Genomic DNA, 16,480 nt, shown 5'->3' with positions numbered 1-16,480 from the left:
GATGCCGCTCAGGGACATTAACGATCTTGAGAAGCTGAAGAAGATCAACGCCGCGCTTGTCAGCCGTGTCGAGCGGTCGATGGACCAGCAAGGCAATGCCTTCTCGCTGTTCCAGACAGCGATTTCGCTTGAGAACCGCGTGCGCACGCGCACCGAGGAGCTGCATTCGACTTTGCGCCGGCTGGAGCAGTCGAACATCGACCTCAGCGCTGCCAAGGAAAACGCCGAACTGGCGAACCTGTCGAAGACCCGCTTCCTCGCCGCCGCCAGCCACGACGTGCTGCAGCCGCTGAACGCGGCACACCTCTCGGTTTCGGCGCTGGCCGAAGTGCAGACCAGCGACGAGGGCAGGAAGCTGGTGCGGCAGGTCGAGCGCTCGCTGGAGACGATGGAGGATCTGCTGCGCACGCTGCTCGACATCTCCAAGCTCGACGCCGGCGTGGTGCAACCCGACACCGGCGACGTCAGCCTGGAGGCGCTGTTCTCGTCACTGCGCTCGGATTTCCTGCCGGTGGCGGAACTGAAGGGACTGTCGCTGAAATTCCGGCCGGTCAACGCCGTGGTCCGCTCCGACCGCACGTTGCTGCGCCGCATCCTGCAGAACATTCTCTCCAATGCGCTGGGCTACACTCGCTCGGGCGGTGTGTTGGTCGGCACCAGGCATCGCGGCGATACCATCCGCATCGACGTCGCCGATACCGGCTGCGGCATTCCCGAAGACCAGCGCGAGGCGGTGTTCGAGGAATTCCACCGCGGCACCTCGTCGGCCAATGCGGAGCTGGACGGCGGCGGTCTCGGGCTCGGACTTGCCATCGTGCGCCGCATGGCCAGCGCGCTCGGCCATCCCGTAACATTTTCATCGAAGGTCGGGCGCGGCACGATCTTCCACATCGACGTTCCGGTCGGCATCGGCGCCCCGGCCGACACCATCGCCAACAGCGCCGACATGGAACGGCCGCGCGGCTACGGCCTGTTCGGCACCAAGGTGCTGCTGATCGAGAACGATGTCGAGGTGCTGCAGGCCATGACCTTCCTGCTCGAGCGCTGGCAATGCCTGGTGCGGGCCGCGACCTCGACCGACGACGCCCTAGACATGCTGGGCGACACCGACTGGGTGCCGGACATCGTCATTGCCGACCAGCATCTCGACGGCGGCGATCTCGGTACAGCCACGATCGCCGAGGTCCGCGACTATCTCGGCCGCGCCGTGCCGGCGCTGATCGTCACCGCCGACAGTTCCGAAGCCGTCGCCAAGGCGGCGCGGGCCGGCGGCATCGAACTGATGCGCAAGCCGCTGAAGCCGGCGCAACTGAGGGCACTGCTGGCGCATCTGTTGGCTTAGCCCTCTCCACGAAAGGAACGGTGGGTGTATTGTACCGGAATGACCAGTACGATTCTTAGCTATCTGGGACAACCGGCGACGTCTCTCTTGACGTCACCTCCGTTTGCATCCTGGAATTTCAAAAACTGTTGATGATGATCTTTCAGAAATACGAATAAATTGCGTTTCTGCACGCAATAAGTTTTCTATTACCTGCGATGGCGATGAAAAAATAAATACCATATTTATTGAATCTGATAATTTTGATCGAAAACTCTTTGGCGTTTTTTTTCATCTAGTCTCAACGACGTGCTGAGTGTCTTTGGCATGCCTTTAAAAAGCGGCGAGGCACGGAGAGACCCTATTCTGGGTGAATATGGCCCTTGGGACCGATTTGATAGAACGGACTATTCGATACATATTCTGTATCACGTTCATGTTGATAGAATAAGAAGAGTGACGTTGGCGCGCGTTGACGCAGTCTCAAGATAATAATTTAAGATACGAATTGCGGCGGCAGTGCCCTTTTTATCGAGGCAATTGCGGTGACAGTGCACTTTCATCATATTCGCCACTCGTCCTGACAAATCACCCGGCCCAAAGAAACGACAATGATAGTACAGTTCTATGGCGTCACCTCGCTCCGCTTCGCCTCAAAACCCTGCCTGATCCCTGAACAGCTCCGCATTGTCCAGCTTCGACACCTCGATCACCGCTTGCGTGCGGCTGTAGACATTGAGTTTGCGCAGGATTTCGGAGACGTGCGCCTTGACCGTGGTTTCGCCGACCTGCAGCTCGTAGGCGATCTGCTTGTTGAGCAGGCCCTGGCGCAGCATCTGCAGCACGCGCAATTGTTGCGGCGTCAGCGTCGACAGGCGCTGCACCATGTCGGCGCGGTCGACGCTGTCGGCGTCGGGCGTGCGGGCTTCATAGGTTTCCGGCACATAGATCGCGCCTTCCATCACCGAGCGTATGGCGGCGGCGAGGTCGCTCTTGCGCGCCGATTTCGGAATGAAGCCGGCCGCACCATAGGACAGAGCCTCGGAAATGATCTTCGGTTCCTCATAGCCCGAGACGATGACCACCGGCAGGCGCGGATAGCGGGTTCGCAGCTGCAGCAGCCCGTCGAAGCCGTGCACGTCGGGCATGCTGAGGTCGAGCAGCGCCAGATCGAACGGCTTGGCGCCGGCCAGAAGATCGAGCGCCTCGCTGATCGAGCGCGCCTCCACCGTGTCGACTTCCGGATAGGCCATCTGCACCGCGCTGTGCAGCGCCTCGCGAAACAGCGGATGGTCGTCGATGATGAGGAACCGGGCGCGATCGTGGATTGCGGTCATGGGGTTCATTTCGGTTCAGGGGCGATTAGAATAGCCTCGCGACCTTGGCCAGATTATTGCCAAATAGTACATCGCTATCTCCGTCGGAAAGCGCGGCCGCGCCTTCTCGACCCATTCGCCTTGCCCGGGCGCCCAAATCGGACGAATGTTCCGGCAACCAAGCAGAGACCCACATGACCGCCTTCGTCCTACCCTCGCCCGCGACATCATCGGTGGCCGTTGCAGGTTCGCCCGAGCGTTTTGCGGTGCGCCGCATCTTCTGCGTTGGCCGCAACTACGCGGCGCATGCCCGCGAATTCGGCAATGACGAGCGCGATCCGCCCTTCTTCTTCACCAAGCCGGCCGATGCGGTGGTCGATTCCGGCGCCACCATCCCCTACCCGCCCCTGACCGGCAATCTGCACCACGAGATCGAACTGGTCGCTGCGATCGGCAGGTCGGGCTTCCGCATCGCGCGTGAGCAGGCCCTAGATCATGTCTGGGGTTATGGCGTCGGCATCGACCTCACCCGTCGCGACCTGCAGGATGAAGCCAAGAAGACGGCGCGGCCCTGGGACTGGTCGAAGGCGTTCGACCGCTCCGCGCCTTGCGGCCCGCTGATCCCTGCGGCGAAATCCGGCCATCCGCAAAAGGGCCGCATCTGGCTCGCCGTCAACGGCAAGGTCAGGCAGGACGCCGACCTCGCCGAGCTGATCTGGCCGATCGCCGATATCGTGTCGATCTGCAGCGAGGCGGTGGAACTGGAACCCGGCGACCTGATCTTCACCGGCACGCCTGCCGGTGTCGGCGCGGTTCGTGCCGGCGACACGATGACTGGCGGCGTCGACGGCATCGGCACGATCGAAATCACCATCGGCCAACCGAAGTGAGCGCATGAGCGACATCGTCCTGCACAACTACTATCGCTCCTCCACCTCCTATCGGGTGCGGATCGCACTGGAGATGAAGGGGCTGAGCTATGACTATGTCCCGCATCACCTGCGCCATGGCGAGCATCTGGAGCCCGCCTATCTCGCGGTCAATCCGCAGGGTCTGGTGCCGGCGCTGATCCTGGACGACGGAACGCTCTTGACGCAATCGCTGGCGATCATCGAATTCCTCGACGAGACCACCCCAGAACCACCGCTGCTGCCGAAGGACGCGGCTGGCCGGGCGCGGGTCAGGATGCTGGCGCAGATGATCGCCTGCGACATCCATCCGGTGAACAATCTGCGCGTGCTGACTTCGCTGCGCACTTTGTTCAGCGCCGGCGACCAGGACATCACCAACTGGTTCCGCCACTGGGTGAACGAAGGCTTCCAGCCGCTGGAAAAGATCCTGGCTGCCTCGGCCGAGACCGGAGCATTCTGCCATGGCGACATGCCGGGCCTGGCCGACATCTGCCTGGCTGCGCAGGTCACCAGCAATGCCCGCTTCGGCGTCGACATGACGCCCTACCCGACGATCGCGCGCATCAACGCCGCCTGCATGGCACTACCCGCCTTCCAGAGAGCGGCGCCACAGAACCAGATCGATGCCGAGTAAGGCCGCCGACGCGTAGCCTGCCTTGGCGGAATCGATTTCCGCTTGACCGCACAGGGAATCGGCTATCGTTTCCTGCAGGCCGTTTGAAGGTTGGGAGTTGCCAATGAAAGCCGTCGTCTTCGAGAAATTCGGCGAAGCGCCGACGATCCAGACCGTTCCCGATCCGAAACCGGCTGCCGATGGCGTCGTCATCAAGGTCGAGGCGACCGGGCTGTGCCGCAGCGACTGGCATGGCTGGATGGGTCACGACGACGGCATCCGCCTGCCGCATGTGCCGGGTCATGAGCTGGCCGGTGTCGTTGTCGCCGCCGGCAAGCAGGTGACCCGCTGGAAGGCCGGCGAGCGCGTCACGGTGCCGTTCGCCGTCGGTTGCGGCCATTGCTTCGAATGCACCTCGGGCAATCACCAGGTCTGCGAACATCAGACGCAGCCCGGCTTCACTGGCTGGGGCTCGTTCGCCGAATATGTCGCCATCGAACACGCCGACACCAATCTCGTACGCTTGCCCGACGAGATGGAATTCGCCACCGCCGCCAGCCTCGGCTGCCGCTTCGTCACCTCGTTTCGCGCCATCGTCGACCAGGGTCGGGTGACGCCGGGCGAATGGGTGGCCGTGCATGGCTGCGGCGGCGTCGGTCTGTCGGCGATCATGATCGCCAGCGCCATGGGCGCCAATGTCATCGCCATCGACCTTACCGACGAGAAGCTCGATTTCGCCACGAAGATCGGCGCCGTCGCCACCATCAACGCGTCGAAAACGCCGAATGTGGTCAAGGCGGTCAAGCAGATCACCAATGGCGGCGCGCACATGTCGATGGACGCGCTCGGCCATCCTACCACCTCGTTCAACTCGATTGCCAACCTTCGCCGTCGCGGCCGCCATGTGCAGGTCGGCCTGATGTTGGGCGAGCACGCCCGCCCGCAGGTGCCGATGGACAAGGTGATCGCCTTCGAGCTGGAAATCCTCGGCAGCCACGGCATGCAGGCCTATCGCTACCAGGCGATGATGGAGATGATCCGCAACGGCAAGCTCAAGCCCGAACTTCTGGTCGGCAAGAAGATCAGCCTCGACGAGGCGCCCGCGGCCTTGATGGCCATGGGCGGCTTCGAAGGCATCGGCATCGGGGTGGTGACGAAGTTCTAGGGACAGGAGCCGCCGCCCCGAGACTATCTCGCGAATTTCTTCGCCCCGAACACGCATAGCACCACGCCGAGCGTGACGACGACCATCAGCGAACTGACCTGCTCGTGCAGCAGCGTCGCCGCCAGCGCCAGGCCAAAGAACGGCTGCAGCAACTGCAACTGTCCGACGGCGGCGATGCCGCCTTGAGCAAGGCCGCGATACCAGAACACGAACCCGATCAGCATGCTGAACAGCGAGACATAGGCGAGCCCGATCCAGGCGTTGGAGCCGACGGCCGCAAAGGATGGTGGCAGCGTCGCGAAAGTCAGCACCAGCATGATCGGCAGCGACAGCACCAACGCCCAGCAGATCACTTGCCAGCCGCCGAGCCCGCGCGACAGCGCGGCACCCTCGGCATAGCCCAGGCCGCAGACGACGATGGCGGCCAGCATCAGACCATCGCCGACCGGCGAGGCGGTCACGCCCTGCATCAGGGCAAAGCCCGCGACCAGCGCGCTGCCCACGCACGAGAACAGCCAGAACGCCGGGCGAGGACGTTCACCGCCGCGCAGAACGCCGAAAATCGCCGTCGCCAGCGGCAGCAGGCCGACGAAGATGATGGAGTGGGCCGAGGTGACGTGCTTGAGCGCCAGTGCCGTCAGCAACGGAAAGCCGACCACCACGCCGAGCGCAACGATTACCAGCGACAGCAGATCCCCCTGCTCCGGGCGCTTTTGGCGGAACACCAGCAGCAGCGCGAGACCAAGCAGTCCGGCAATCGCCGCGCGGGCTGATGTCACGAAGGTTGGATCGAAATCCATCACGGCGACGCGCGTTGCCGGAAGCGAACCGCTGAAGATCAGCACGCCAACGAATCCGTTCACCCAGCCGCTCGCCATCTTGTCCATCAAAGGCTCCGTTTGTTTCGCCCTCTATCGGGCCTGCGCCTATGGCGTCGCCAGAGACAAAAGGGTACAATTTCGCAAAACTGTAATGGTCAAATAGGCAGTACAGATGACGGTAGCAGCGCTGGAGACTGAAGACGCGGTCACTTTGGTCGAGAGCGTGATGGCGACTGTCCGCCAGCGGATCGCCGCGCGCAGCCTGACGCCGGGAGCGCGATTGCCGTCGATCCGCGCCTTCGCCAAATCCATGCAGGTTTCCAAATCCACCGTGGTCGAGGCCTATGAGCGGCTCGCCGCCGAAGGCGCGATCCGTTCCCGGCCGGGCTCAGGCTTCTATGCCGCCGGCTCGCTGGCTCCGCTGTCTCTGGCCGAGATCGGTCCCCGGCTCGACCGCGCCGTCGATCCGCTCTGGATCTCGCGCCAGTCTTTGGAAGCAGGCGATGACAGTCTGAAACCCGGCTGCGGCTGGCTGCCGGCCGCGTGGATGCCCCAGGCAGCGTTGCGCCGTGCGCTGCGCACGGTGGCGCGTGCAGATGATGTCGCGCTCGCCGACTACGGCACGCCGCTCGGCCTGCCACCGCTGCGGAACCTACTGGCGCGGCGCATGGCCGAACATGGCATCGAAGCCTCTCCCGAACAGATCATGCTGACGGAATCGGGCACGCAGGCCATCGACCTCCTGTGCCGCTTCCTGATCGAGCCCGGCGACACCGTGCTGGTCGACGACCCCTGCTTTTTCAATTTTCATGCTTTGCTGCGCGCCCACCGCGCCAAGGTCGTCAGCGTTCCCTACACACCGTCCGGGCCGGATATCGAACTGTTCGCGCAGGCGTTGGCCGAACACCGGCCTCGCCTCTACATCACCAATTCGGCCATCCACAATCCGACCGGCGCGATCCTGTCGCCAGTCACCGCCCACCGGCTGCTCAAGCTCGCCGATCAATCCGACCTGACCATCGTCGAGGACGATATCTTTGCCGATTTCGAACATGCCCCCGCCCCCAGGCTGGCGGCATTCGATGGCCTGAGCCGGGTCGTCCAAATCGGCAGTTTCTCAAAGACACTGTCGGCGTCGGTTCGCTGCGGCTTCATCGCAGCGCCCCGCGACTGGATCGAGCGCCTGATCGATCTCAAGATCGCCACCACCTTTGGCGGCGGGCGGCTTGCGGCCGAACTGGTGCTGACGCTGCTGAAGGACGGCAGCTACCGCAAGCACATGGATCTGCTGCGGGCACGGCTTTCGCGCGCCATGGGCGAGACGAGTACCCGCCTGAAGGCAATCGGCATCACGCCCTGGATCGACCAGCCGGCCGGGCTGTTCCTGTGGTGCAGCCTGCCGGATGGCGTGGATGCGGCCGAAGTCGCCCGCCGCGCACTCACCGACAACATCGTGCTGGCGCCCGGCAATGCGTTCAGCCTGTCGCAGACAGCAAGCCGCTTCCTGCGCTTCAACGTTGCTCAGTGCGCCGACGAGCGGATTTTCAAGATGCTTGAGGCGGCAACGGCGCGTTGATGTTGCGAGGTGGTCAGCGAGCCGCACAGACCTCCCGCACACACTCGCGCAACCATCGCTGCGCCGGATCGGCATCGAGACGCGGATGCCAGAGCATGGAGATGGTGACCTCGACGGTGGCGACCGGCAGCGGAAAGCTGTGCATGCCGGCGCGCGCGCCTTCCGTGTGACGCGCAGGCACGCTGGCGATCAGGTCGGATGCGCGCGCCATGGCAAGCGTGGCCGAGAAGCCGGAAACCATGCACACGACAGTCCGCTGGAGTCCAAGCCGCTCCAGGGCTTCATCGATCGGCCCTTTCTCGCGGCCACGCCGCGAAACACTGATGTGGCGGCCGGCCGCGTAGCGCTCGGGCGTCACGACGCCCCCGCTCAAGGGATGGCCAGCGCGCACGGCGCCGATGAAGCGGTCGCGAAACAGAGCCTGAATGCGCATCTCGGGTCCGGTTTCACCGGCGACGCCGATTTCCAGGTCAACCGCCGCCCCGCGCAGCGGCGTGACATCCTTGTCGGACTTCGGTGCGAAACGGAGTCGCACGCCAGGCGCCTCCGCTTCGATGCGAGCGACAAGGCGCGGCGCGAACTCTTCCACGAAGCTTTCATTGGTGCGCAGCGTGAAAGTCCTGGCGAGATCCGAAAGGTTGAGGAGCGTGGCAGGGCGCAGGAGTGCTTCCGCATCCTGGACGACGCGACCAGCCTGCTGCCGCAACTCCTGCGCGCGCGGTGTCGGAACCAAGCCGCGGCCGGCGCGAACCAGCAGGGGGTCGCCCGTCGCCTCGCGCAGCCGTGCCAGCGTCCGGCTCATCGCCGAGGGGCTGAGACCAAAACGATTGGCGGCGCGCGCCACGCTGCCTTCGGTCAGCAGAACGTCGAGAGCGACGAGCAAATTGAGATCGGGCGATGCCATCGGTGGATCATAGCACGTGATATGGCGTTTGGTGCATGAATAACATGCAAATGCTGCGTCTTCCGCCATATCCGCCAAGAGACTAGGTCTCCGATAGCTCCGGTTATGGAGCCGATGGAAAGGAGATCGCCTTGGCAATCGCAGAGCAAAATGAGCGCGTATCGGCGCCGCCCCAGGTCCAATCCGCCCGCTGGGCGCTGGTGAGCCTTTCGCTCGCCACCCTGCTGTCGTCGCTGGGAACCAGCATTGCCAGCGTCGGCCTGCCGTCGCTGATGCAGGCATTCGGCGCATCGTTCCAGTCCGTGCAGTGGGTTGTTCTGGCCTATCTGCTCGCTATCACCACATTGATCGTCAGCGCCGGAAGGTTGGCCGACATGTTCGGGCGCCGGCCGTTGCTGCTTGGCGGCATCGCGCTGTTCACGCTGGCATCCATACTCTGCGGCCTGGCGCCGACACTCTGGCTGCTGATCGCCGCGCGGGCCGTGCAAGGGCTTGGCGCGGCGCTGATGATGGCGCTGACACTGGCATTTGTCGCCGAAACGATGAGCAAGTCCAAAACCGGCAGTGCCATGGGCCTGCTCGGCGCCATGTCCGCGATCGGCACGACACTTGGGCCCTCGCTCGGCGGTCTTCTGATCGCTGGCTTCGGCTGGCGGGCGATTTTCCTCGTCAACGTGCCGCTGGGCGTGCTGACCTTCGCTCTCGCCTATCGTGCCTTGCCGGCGTGCGGCAAGCCAGCCCAGGCTGATCGGGGCAAGTTCGACGCCGTTGGCACCGCCCTGCTGGCCCTGACGCTGGCCGCCTATGCGCTGGCCATGACGCTTGGCAGGGGCAATTTCGGCGCACTCAACCTCGGCCTGCTGATAGCTGCCGGCATCGGCATCGCCCTGTTCGCCGCCGCGCAGGCGAAAGTGAAGAACCCCTTGATCAAGCTTGCCAGCTTTTGTGACCTCCAGCTGAGCGCCAGCCTGGCCATGAGCCTCGTCGTCGCCACTGTGATGATGGCGACCCTGGTGGTTGCCCCGTTCTACCTGTCGCGCGGACTCGGGCTTGATGCCGCAAGGGTCGGCCTCGTGCTGTCGACCGGCCCACTCGTCTCGGCCCTGTCGGCGCTGCTGGCCGGACGCCTGACCGATCGCTTCGGGGCCCACAGGATGATGGTTGCCGGCTTGGCCAGCCTTGCCACCGGCACGTTCGTGCTGTCGCTCGCCATGACGAAACTCGGCATTGCCAGCTATGTCGTGCCGATCACCGTCACCTGCATCGGCTACGCGCTGTTCCAGACGTCCAACAATGCAGCGATCATGACCGGTGTCGGCGCCGGCGAGCGCGGCGTCGTCTCCGGCCTGCTCAACCTGTCGCGCAATCTCGGCCTCATCACCGGCGCATCGTTGATGGGTGCCGTCTTCGCCGTCGCATCGGCCGGGGAACAAGACATTCTGAGTTCCGTGGCTGCCGCCCGGGGAATGCAGGTCACCTTTCAGACGGCGACAGCGCTGGCGTTGGTCGCGCTATCCCTTGCGCTGCTCTCAACCCGCGCCGCTAGCCGCGCGGAAGCCAGCGTTTCGTAAGGCGCAACTTGATTGGCGGTCGTTCAGCCCCCAGCCCGCTTGCGGCGCTCGTAGAGCATGACCAGCGTTTCAGCGGTGAGCGCCGGCTTCTCCTCGCCTTCGATCTCGACCGTGTTGGCCGCCTTCATCAGATACTGGCCGGGGCCTCTGTCCTCCATGGACAGCAGCGTGGTCCGCAGCCTGATGCGCGCGCCGACCTTGACCGGAGCCAGGAAGCGCACCTTGTCGAAGCCATAGTTGAAGGCAGCCTGGGTGTTTTCGGGCACGATACCCATGCCGAGCGCCAGCGCGCCGATGATCGACAGCGTCAGGTAGCCGTGCGCGATCGTCGTGCGGAACGGGCTTTGCCGTCGCGCCCTCACGGGGTCGACATGGATCCATTGATGGTCGCCGGTGCATTCGGCGAACTGGTCGATACGATGCTGGTCGACCGTCGTCCACTCAGACACGCCAAGCTCCCGCCCGGCCATCGTCCTCAATTGCTCGTAGGTCGGCGGCGTCTTGGGCCGTATTTCAGTCATTCCTGGTATCCCGATAGCTTCCAACGCCTCCGGACCACGAACTGGCGGCCCCTGTCAATTCGCCCTGCACGAATCCGTTCCGCCAATTTCAGCCGCGATCGTGCCATGCCGCCCGTCGTAACGGCAGGGCAAATCGGGATTTCTTGGGCTTTCGGGCTGCCGGAGGCAACAACCGCCTTGGCCGGAGACCGCTACTTCCTGTCGTAACCGGCGCGGATTTCCTCCATCGCCTCCTTGATGCGCGTACGCAGGATGTCGACCGATTCGGTGCCGGATTTCTTGACCAGTTCAGCCACTTCGCCGGCGTTCTTCAACGCAGCCTCGAAGGATTTGCGGGCGAATTCCGTCTGTTTGGCCATCAATTCCTGCGGATTGCCCGGCGCTCTGTAGCTTTGTGCCATCTCGGTGACTTCGCGCAGCGTGTCCTTCAGCATTTCGCGCTGCCTGGACAACAGCGACGACGCGCCGGCAGCACTGGCTCGGGCCGATTTCTCCAGCGCTTCGAGGTTCTTGCGATGATGCGCAAGGATTGCCTCGACATCGACGTTGGGCACTTTCAGGTCTCGGCCGAACTTGCCGAACATATCCATGAAGGAATCGGAATCCGGTTGCTTGGCCATGATGGTCTCTCCCCTGTCGCCGCCGATTGGGCTCCCGGACGAGAGAATAGCACCGGAGCGCTGCGTGTCCATTCGAACGCAGCGGAATTGGCCGAGGTGCGAATGCGCGTCAGCCGACGAGGAACAGCCGTTCGGCGACATGGAGCACGACACCGGCAAGCCCACCGATGATCATGCCGTTGAAGCGGATGTATTGCAGGTCCTTGCCGATGTTCATCTCGATCAGCCGCGTCAGCTGCGCCAGATCCCAGCGCTTGACCTGGTCGGCGATAAATTTCGACACGCCACTCTTCTGGCTCTCCACGAACGAAGCGAGCGCCACCACGAAGCCTTGGTTCATGTCGGCCCGGATCTGCGCATCGCCGGCAAGATGGCGGCCGATCTCGACGAACATGTTGGCGAGATGCGTGCGGATGATCGACTCGGGTGCCTTGGAGTCCTGCTCGATGAATTGGCTGAGGCTCGCCCACATGTCGCCGGCTAATCCCTTGACCTCCGGCCGGGCGAGGAAATCGCGTTTCAGCTTCTCGGCGCGTTTGGCATATTGCTTCGATGTCCTGAGCTTTTCGATGAAGGCTTGAGCGAAACGGTCGAATTCGGCGCGCATCGGATGGTCGGGATCGGCCCTCACCTCGTCGAGCAGCGAACCGGCCGAGGCGACGATCTTCTTCAGCAGGTAGGCATCGGCGCGGAACAGGTTGAACAGCGACGGCAACTCCTCGCGGATCTTCTCGCGCATCGTCGCCAACGCCTGCTCGTCGTTGAGGAACCGGCCGATCACCTTGGTGAATTCGTCGAACAGTTTCTGGTGGCGACGGTCGTCGGTGAGCGCCGACAACAGCTCGGCGGCCAGCGGCGCCAGCGGCACCTTTTCGATCTGCTCGAGCATGCGGCTGGTGACGAAGCCACGCAGGCCGGATTGCTCGACGGCGACAAGCGTCTGCGGCACCAGCCGCACGACGAAGCGCGACAGGCCGGCCGCACGTTCGGCATCGGCCAGCCAGTCGGCGACGAGCGCCGAGAAATCGACCTCTGCAAGCTTTTCACGCACCGGCTCAGGCGCCAGGAAGTTGACCTCGATGAAGCGGCCGAGATTGTCGGCGATGCGGTTCTGGTTCTCGGGGATGATGGCGGTGTGCGGGATCGGCAGCCCCAGCGGCCGCCTGAACAACGCCACCACCGCGTACCAATCGGCCAGGCCGCCGATGGTCGCGGCCTCCGCAAAGGCAGCGACGAAGCCTAGCCACGGATAGATATGCTCGAACGACTTGGCGAGCGCAAACACCAGCACGCAAAGCGCCAGCGCCGCCGCTGCGATGAACTTTGTCCACCGCAACGCCGAGAGCTTGGCCTCCGCGTCGGCATCGAAACGGGCAGGCGCCAGGGACTGGGCCAATTGTGACATGGATGAGCCGCTCCTCGTCAATCTCGGGCCTATTTAGTGTTTCATCAGGCGAAATGCCCGTAACAGCCGGTTTCACCCGCGCCTTGCCCGGATGCACACACAAAGTTGACGAGAATATTCATCTATTGTGCCCGGCTAGTCTGGAATTGTTCCAAGGTATAGGCCATATTCCGCCCAGGCCAATGTGGCGAATCCGAAATTTCGGGGTCAAAGCCGCATCAGTAAAGTTTTGAAATCTGGCGTGGTTCTACCGCACCAGCGCGTTGTGAGGACAAAATGCGGCTTACGCGCCAGACCAACTATGCCATGCGCATCCTGATGTATTGCGCCGCCAACAATGACCGATTGAGCCGCATCCCCGAGATCGCGGCCGCCTACTCGGTGTCGGAGCTGTTCCTGTTCAAGATCCTGCAGCCGCTGGTCGAGCACGGCCTGGTCGAGACCGTGCGTGGCAGGAATGGCGGCGTCAGGCTTGGCCGCGCCGCCGAATCCATCAGCGTTTTCGATGTCGTGCGCGTGACCGAAGAGAGCTTCGCCATGGCCGAATGCTTCGAGAACGATGCCGCCGAATGCCCGCTGGTCGACAGCTGTGCGCTGAACTCGGCATTGCGCGAAGCGCTGAATGCATTCTTCGCGGTGTTGGAGCGCTACACCATCGCCGATCTCGTGGCGGCGCGGCCGAATGTGCGCAACCTGCTCGGCATCGACATGCTGGTGGAACGCCGCGCACCCGCTGCCTGAGCAAATCTCCCGCGTCTGAGTAGGTCTGTTGAGATTCAGGTCAGGCCGAGTCGAGAATGGCGAGGTCCAAGAACCGTAACACAGCGTACTTTCGGGTACGTGAGTACCGGAAGCGTAGGAAACCGCCATTCGCAGGCCGGCCTCACCAGAATATCAATAGACCGCTGATTGCGGCAACACGAACGGCACGTTGCCGGCCGGCAGCACGCCGACCCTGAGCCGGCAGTCGAACACTTTTTCGATCAGATCGTCGCTCAGTACGTCCCGCGGCGACCCGGTGGCGGCAAGCCTGCCGCGGTGCATCGCAAAGATCCGGTCAGCAAACATGGCCGTCAGGTTGAGGTCGTGCAGGATGGCGACCACGCCGCCGCCCCTCCTGGCGAAGTCGCGGGCGATGGTCATGATGATCAGCTGGTGCTTGATGTCGAGGCTGGAAACCGGCTCATCGAGGAACAGGTAACGCGGCCTGCCGTCGAGCACCGGCGTCCAGACCTGACACAGCACGCGCGCAAGCTGGACACGCTGTTGCTCGCCGCCCGAAAGCTCCTGGTAGAAACGCCCGGCAAAGCCGTCGAGGTCGACGCGCGCCAGCGCCCGTTCCGGCAGCCGCGCGTCCTCGCCCGGCAAGACGCCCGAGCGGCCGCCGACAAGGCCAAGCTTGACCACCTCCCGCACCGTGAACGGAAACGACAGCGTCGTCGCCTGCGGCAGCACGGCCCGATGGACGGCGATCTCGACCGGCTTCATCGCCAAGAGATCGCGGCTGTTGAGGACAACATGTCCGGTGTAGGCAAGTTCGCCGGAAAGCGCCATGAGGAAGGTCGTCTTGCCGGACCCATTGGGGCCGACGATTGCCGCCACTTCGCCGGGGTATGCAGCGAAATCGACACCGGCAACGATGCGCTTGCCGGCGATCGCCACGGAAACGTCCCTTGCCTCGATCATCCGACAGGTCCCCAAATCACAGATCAACGACGCCGCGCTTGCGCAGCAGGATCCACAGGAAGAACGGCGCACCAGTGATCGCGGTGACGATGCCGATCGGCAGTTCGGCCGGCGCCACGACGGTGCGCGCGACGGCGTCGGCCAACAGCAGCAGCGATGCACCGAGCAGCGCCGATGCCGGCAGCAGGTAGCGATTATCGGGACCGATCAGCAGGCGCAGCAGATGCGGCACGACGATGCCCACGAAACCGATGCCGCCGCTGACGGCGACAGACGCGCCGACCGCCGCCGAAACGCCGATGATGGCCGTGTATTTCAGCCGCTGCACCGAAATGCCCAGATGGCCGGCGGTCGCCTCGCCCAGCGCCAGTGCGTTGAGGCCGCGAGCCAGGAAAGGCATCGCCGCCAGCGCAAGCACGATGATCGGCCCGACCGAGGCGATCTTCGTCCAGGTCGCGCCGCCGAGCGATCCGAGTTGCCAGAAGGTCAGGTCGCGCAACTGGCGGTCGTCGGCCGTGAAGATCAGGATGCCGGTCAGCGCCATGGCAAGCGCCGCCAGCGCGATGCCGGCGAGCAGCATGGTGGCGACCGAGGTTTGTCCCCGTCGCGTCGCAACCTGGTAGAGCAGCAGCGTCGTGGCGAGCCCGCCACAGAATGCAGCCAGCGGCAGCGCAAGCGTGCCGAGCCAGGCCGTCAGCGGCGCCAGCACCGTGGCGCCGAGCACGATGATCGCAACCGCACCGAGACTGGAGCCGGCCGATACGCCGATCAGGCCGGGATCGGCGAGCGGATTGCGGAACAGCCCCTGCATGACCGCGCCGGAGACGGCAAGTGCTGCGCCAACCAGCATGCCGAGGATGATGCGCGGCAGGCGGATGTCGTAGACGATCAGGCTGTCGCGAGCGCTCAGCACGGCGTCATCCGGCACGATGCCGAACAGCCGGACGCTGATGACGTTGACGGCCGACGCGTCCGATGCTCCCGACGTCAGCGACAGCAGCACGGCAATGACGAGCCCCAGGCACAGCAGAAGGATGACGATGCGGGCGCGGCCTGAGCGGTCGCCTTCGGATGCACCCGCCAACCCCTTCACTGGGCCGGCGATCGATTGATCGACCATGATCTGCCCGCTCAATCCGTGACCTGCCCGCCATAAAGCGAGACGGCGAGGTCGTGGATGGCGTCGGCCGTGCGCGGCCCGAAGCCGAGCAGATAGGCGCCGTCGATGCGGATCAGCTTGCGCGCGGTGCCCGCTGGCGTCGAGGCGATCGACGGGTTGGAGAACAGTTCGTCGTCGGATACTGGAGGCCCGGCATTGCTCATCATCAGGATCACGTCCGGCCTGGCGGTGATGATCGCCTCGTCGGAGATTTGCTTGTAGCCGGAAAAGCCTTCGACCGCATTGAACCCGCCGGCGAGCTTGACCATGCCGTCGGCGGCGGTCTCGCTGCCGGCCGCCAGGATCTTGCCGCCCTGTATCGACAGCACGAACAGGATGCGCTTGCGCTCCTTGATCGAGGCCGTCTGCTTTTCGGCGGCCGTGAGCTTGGCATCAAGCTCCCTGGCCAGCATCTCGGCCTTGGCGTCGACGCCAAGCGCCTTGCCGACGATGCGGACCTTCTCCAGGACGCCTTCGTGGCTATAGTGTTCGGGCACTTCGATGAACGGGACGCTCGCCTTCTTCAGCACGTCGACGGCTTCCTTGGGACCGCTGCCATGCAGCGCGAGGATGCCGGTCGGGTTGACCGACAGCACGCCTTCCGGCGACAGCTGGCGCATGTAGCCGACATCAGGCAGATCAAGCGCGGCTTTCGGATACCGGCTGGTGGAGTCGCGAGCCACCAGATGCTTTTCCTCGCCGAGCGCATAGACGATCTCGGTGATGGAGCCGCCAATAGCGGCGATCTTCGAGGGATCGGCAAAGACCGTCGCGCCCTCAGTGGCATTGCCGGGTTGCAGCGCGACAAAACCAAGGGAAAGCGCGATTGCCGGTCCAAGCGCCAGCCTGAGAACAGGCGCCAGTCTGGAAAAGGAAACCATGGCCATAGTC

General features: G+C 63.9%; 16 protein-coding genes. 7 read left to right on the top strand and 9 right to left on the bottom strand.

The window, feature by feature from the left end; translation table 11 throughout:
* The first annotated feature begins 1 nt into the window (after position 1).
* Positions 2 to 1,342, top strand: coding sequence for a hybrid sensor histidine kinase/response regulator (locus tag HNQ71_RS16825; RefSeq protein ID WP_184873667.1), 1,341 nt, complete (start codon positions 2 to 4; stop codon positions 1,340 to 1,342).
* Between the two features lie 632 nt (positions 1,343 to 1,974).
* Here HNQ71_RS16825 and HNQ71_RS16820 read toward each other — a convergent pair.
* The gene (locus tag HNQ71_RS16820) at positions 1,975 to 2,658 is read right to left on the bottom strand and encodes a response regulator (RefSeq protein ID WP_184873666.1); all 684 of its coding nucleotides are present in this window, start codon (positions 2,656 to 2,658) and stop codon (positions 1,975 to 1,977) included.
* A gap of 173 nt (positions 2,659 to 2,831) precedes the next feature.
* Here HNQ71_RS16820 and HNQ71_RS16815 point away from each other — a divergent pair, with 173 nt between their 5' ends.
* The 3 genes from HNQ71_RS16815 to HNQ71_RS16805 all read left to right on the top strand — a co-directional run bounded on the left by HNQ71_RS16815 (position 2,832) and on the right by HNQ71_RS16805 (position 5,326).
* The gene (locus HNQ71_RS16815) at positions 2,832 to 3,527 is read left to right on the top strand and encodes a fumarylacetoacetate hydrolase family protein (protein ID WP_184873665.1); all 696 of its coding nucleotides are present in this window, start codon (positions 2,832 to 2,834) and stop codon (positions 3,525 to 3,527) included.
* Positions 3,528 to 3,531: 4 nt separating this feature from the next.
* A complete protein-coding gene (maiA, locus tag HNQ71_RS16810; RefSeq protein WP_184873664.1) occupies positions 3,532 to 4,182 on the top strand; it encodes a maleylacetoacetate isomerase in 651 nt (216 codons plus the stop codon).
* Positions 4,183 to 4,285: 103 nt separating this feature from the next.
* On the top strand, positions 4,286 to 5,326 hold the full coding sequence (locus HNQ71_RS16805; protein ID WP_184873663.1) for a zinc-dependent alcohol dehydrogenase family protein: 1,041 nt from the start codon (positions 4,286 to 4,288) through the stop codon (positions 5,324 to 5,326).
* A gap of 23 nt (positions 5,327 to 5,349) precedes the next feature.
* Here HNQ71_RS16805 and HNQ71_RS16800 read toward each other — a convergent pair whose 3' ends face one another.
* The gene (locus HNQ71_RS16800) at positions 5,350 to 6,213 is read right to left on the bottom strand and encodes a DMT family transporter (RefSeq protein WP_184873662.1); all 864 of its coding nucleotides are present in this window, start codon (positions 6,211 to 6,213) and stop codon (positions 5,350 to 5,352) included.
* A gap of 106 nt (positions 6,214 to 6,319) precedes the next feature.
* On the opposite strand from HNQ71_RS16800, the gene HNQ71_RS16795 reads away from it, so the two are divergent.
* Positions 6,320 to 7,723: an aminotransferase-like domain-containing protein gene (locus HNQ71_RS16795; protein ID WP_184873661.1), complete on the top strand. Its 1,404-nt coding sequence runs from the start codon at positions 6,320 to 6,322 to the stop codon at positions 7,721 to 7,723.
* Positions 7,724 to 7,736: 13 nt separating this feature from the next.
* On the opposite strand, the gene HNQ71_RS16790 is transcribed toward HNQ71_RS16795, so the two are convergent.
* The gene (locus tag HNQ71_RS16790) at positions 7,737 to 8,627 is read right to left on the bottom strand and encodes a LysR family transcriptional regulator (RefSeq protein ID WP_184873660.1); all 891 of its coding nucleotides are present in this window, start codon (positions 8,625 to 8,627) and stop codon (positions 7,737 to 7,739) included.
* A gap of 131 nt (positions 8,628 to 8,758) precedes the next feature.
* Between HNQ71_RS16790 and HNQ71_RS16785 the strand changes: the two genes are divergently transcribed.
* A complete protein-coding gene (locus HNQ71_RS16785; RefSeq protein ID WP_184873659.1) occupies positions 8,759 to 10,198 on the top strand; it encodes an MFS transporter in 1,440 nt (479 codons plus the stop codon).
* 23 nt (positions 10,199 to 10,221) lie between these two features.
* Here the strand turns inward: HNQ71_RS16785 and HNQ71_RS16780 are convergent, their stop codons facing one another.
* The 3 genes from HNQ71_RS16780 to HNQ71_RS16770 all read right to left on the bottom strand — a co-directional run bounded on the left by HNQ71_RS16780 (position 10,222) and on the right by HNQ71_RS16770 (position 12,744).
* Entirely contained in the window at positions 10,222 to 10,719 is a 498-nt protein-coding gene (locus tag HNQ71_RS16780) for a MaoC family dehydratase (protein WP_184873658.1), read from the bottom strand.
* 191 nt (positions 10,720 to 10,910) lie between these two features.
* On the bottom strand, positions 10,911 to 11,339 hold the full coding sequence (locus HNQ71_RS16775; protein ID WP_184873657.1) for a phasin family protein: 429 nt from the start codon (positions 11,337 to 11,339) through the stop codon (positions 10,911 to 10,913).
* Positions 11,340 to 11,448: 109 nt separating this feature from the next.
* Positions 11,449 to 12,744, bottom strand: coding sequence for a DUF445 domain-containing protein (locus tag HNQ71_RS16770; protein ID WP_184873656.1), 1,296 nt, complete (start codon positions 12,742 to 12,744; stop codon positions 11,449 to 11,451).
* 276 nt (positions 12,745 to 13,020) lie between these two features.
* On the opposite strand from HNQ71_RS16770, the gene rirA reads away from it, so the two are divergent.
* Positions 13,021 to 13,485 (top strand): iron-responsive transcriptional regulator RirA, encoded by a 465-nt coding sequence (gene rirA, locus HNQ71_RS16765; protein WP_184873655.1) that lies wholly within the window; start codon positions 13,021 to 13,023, stop codon positions 13,483 to 13,485.
* A gap of 153 nt (positions 13,486 to 13,638) precedes the next feature.
* On the opposite strand, the gene HNQ71_RS16760 is transcribed toward rirA, so the two are convergent.
* The 3 genes from HNQ71_RS16760 to HNQ71_RS16750 are packed head-to-tail and all read right to left on the bottom strand — an operon-like array spanning position 13,639 to position 16,476.
* Positions 13,639 to 14,430 (bottom strand): heme ABC transporter ATP-binding protein, encoded by a 792-nt coding sequence (locus HNQ71_RS16760; RefSeq protein ID WP_184873654.1) that lies wholly within the window; start codon positions 14,428 to 14,430, stop codon positions 13,639 to 13,641.
* Positions 14,431 to 14,446: 16 nt separating this feature from the next.
* A complete protein-coding gene (locus HNQ71_RS16755; protein WP_184874381.1) occupies positions 14,447 to 15,550 on the bottom strand; it encodes a FecCD family ABC transporter permease in 1,104 nt (367 codons plus the stop codon).
* 11 nt (positions 15,551 to 15,561) lie between these two features.
* On the bottom strand, positions 15,562 to 16,476 hold the full coding sequence (locus HNQ71_RS16750) for a heme/hemin ABC transporter substrate-binding protein (protein ID WP_425492237.1): 915 nt from the start codon (positions 16,474 to 16,476) through the stop codon (positions 15,562 to 15,564).
* Positions 16,477 to 16,480 lie beyond the last annotated feature (4 nt).

This window comes from Mesorhizobium sangaii (assembly GCF_014207355.1).
In the GTDB taxonomy this organism is placed as follows: domain Bacteria; phylum Pseudomonadota; class Alphaproteobacteria; order Rhizobiales; family Rhizobiaceae; genus Mesorhizobium; species Mesorhizobium sangaii.
Note: the sequence above shows the minus strand (reverse complement) of the source record. Positions and strands in the feature narration are given on the sequence as shown.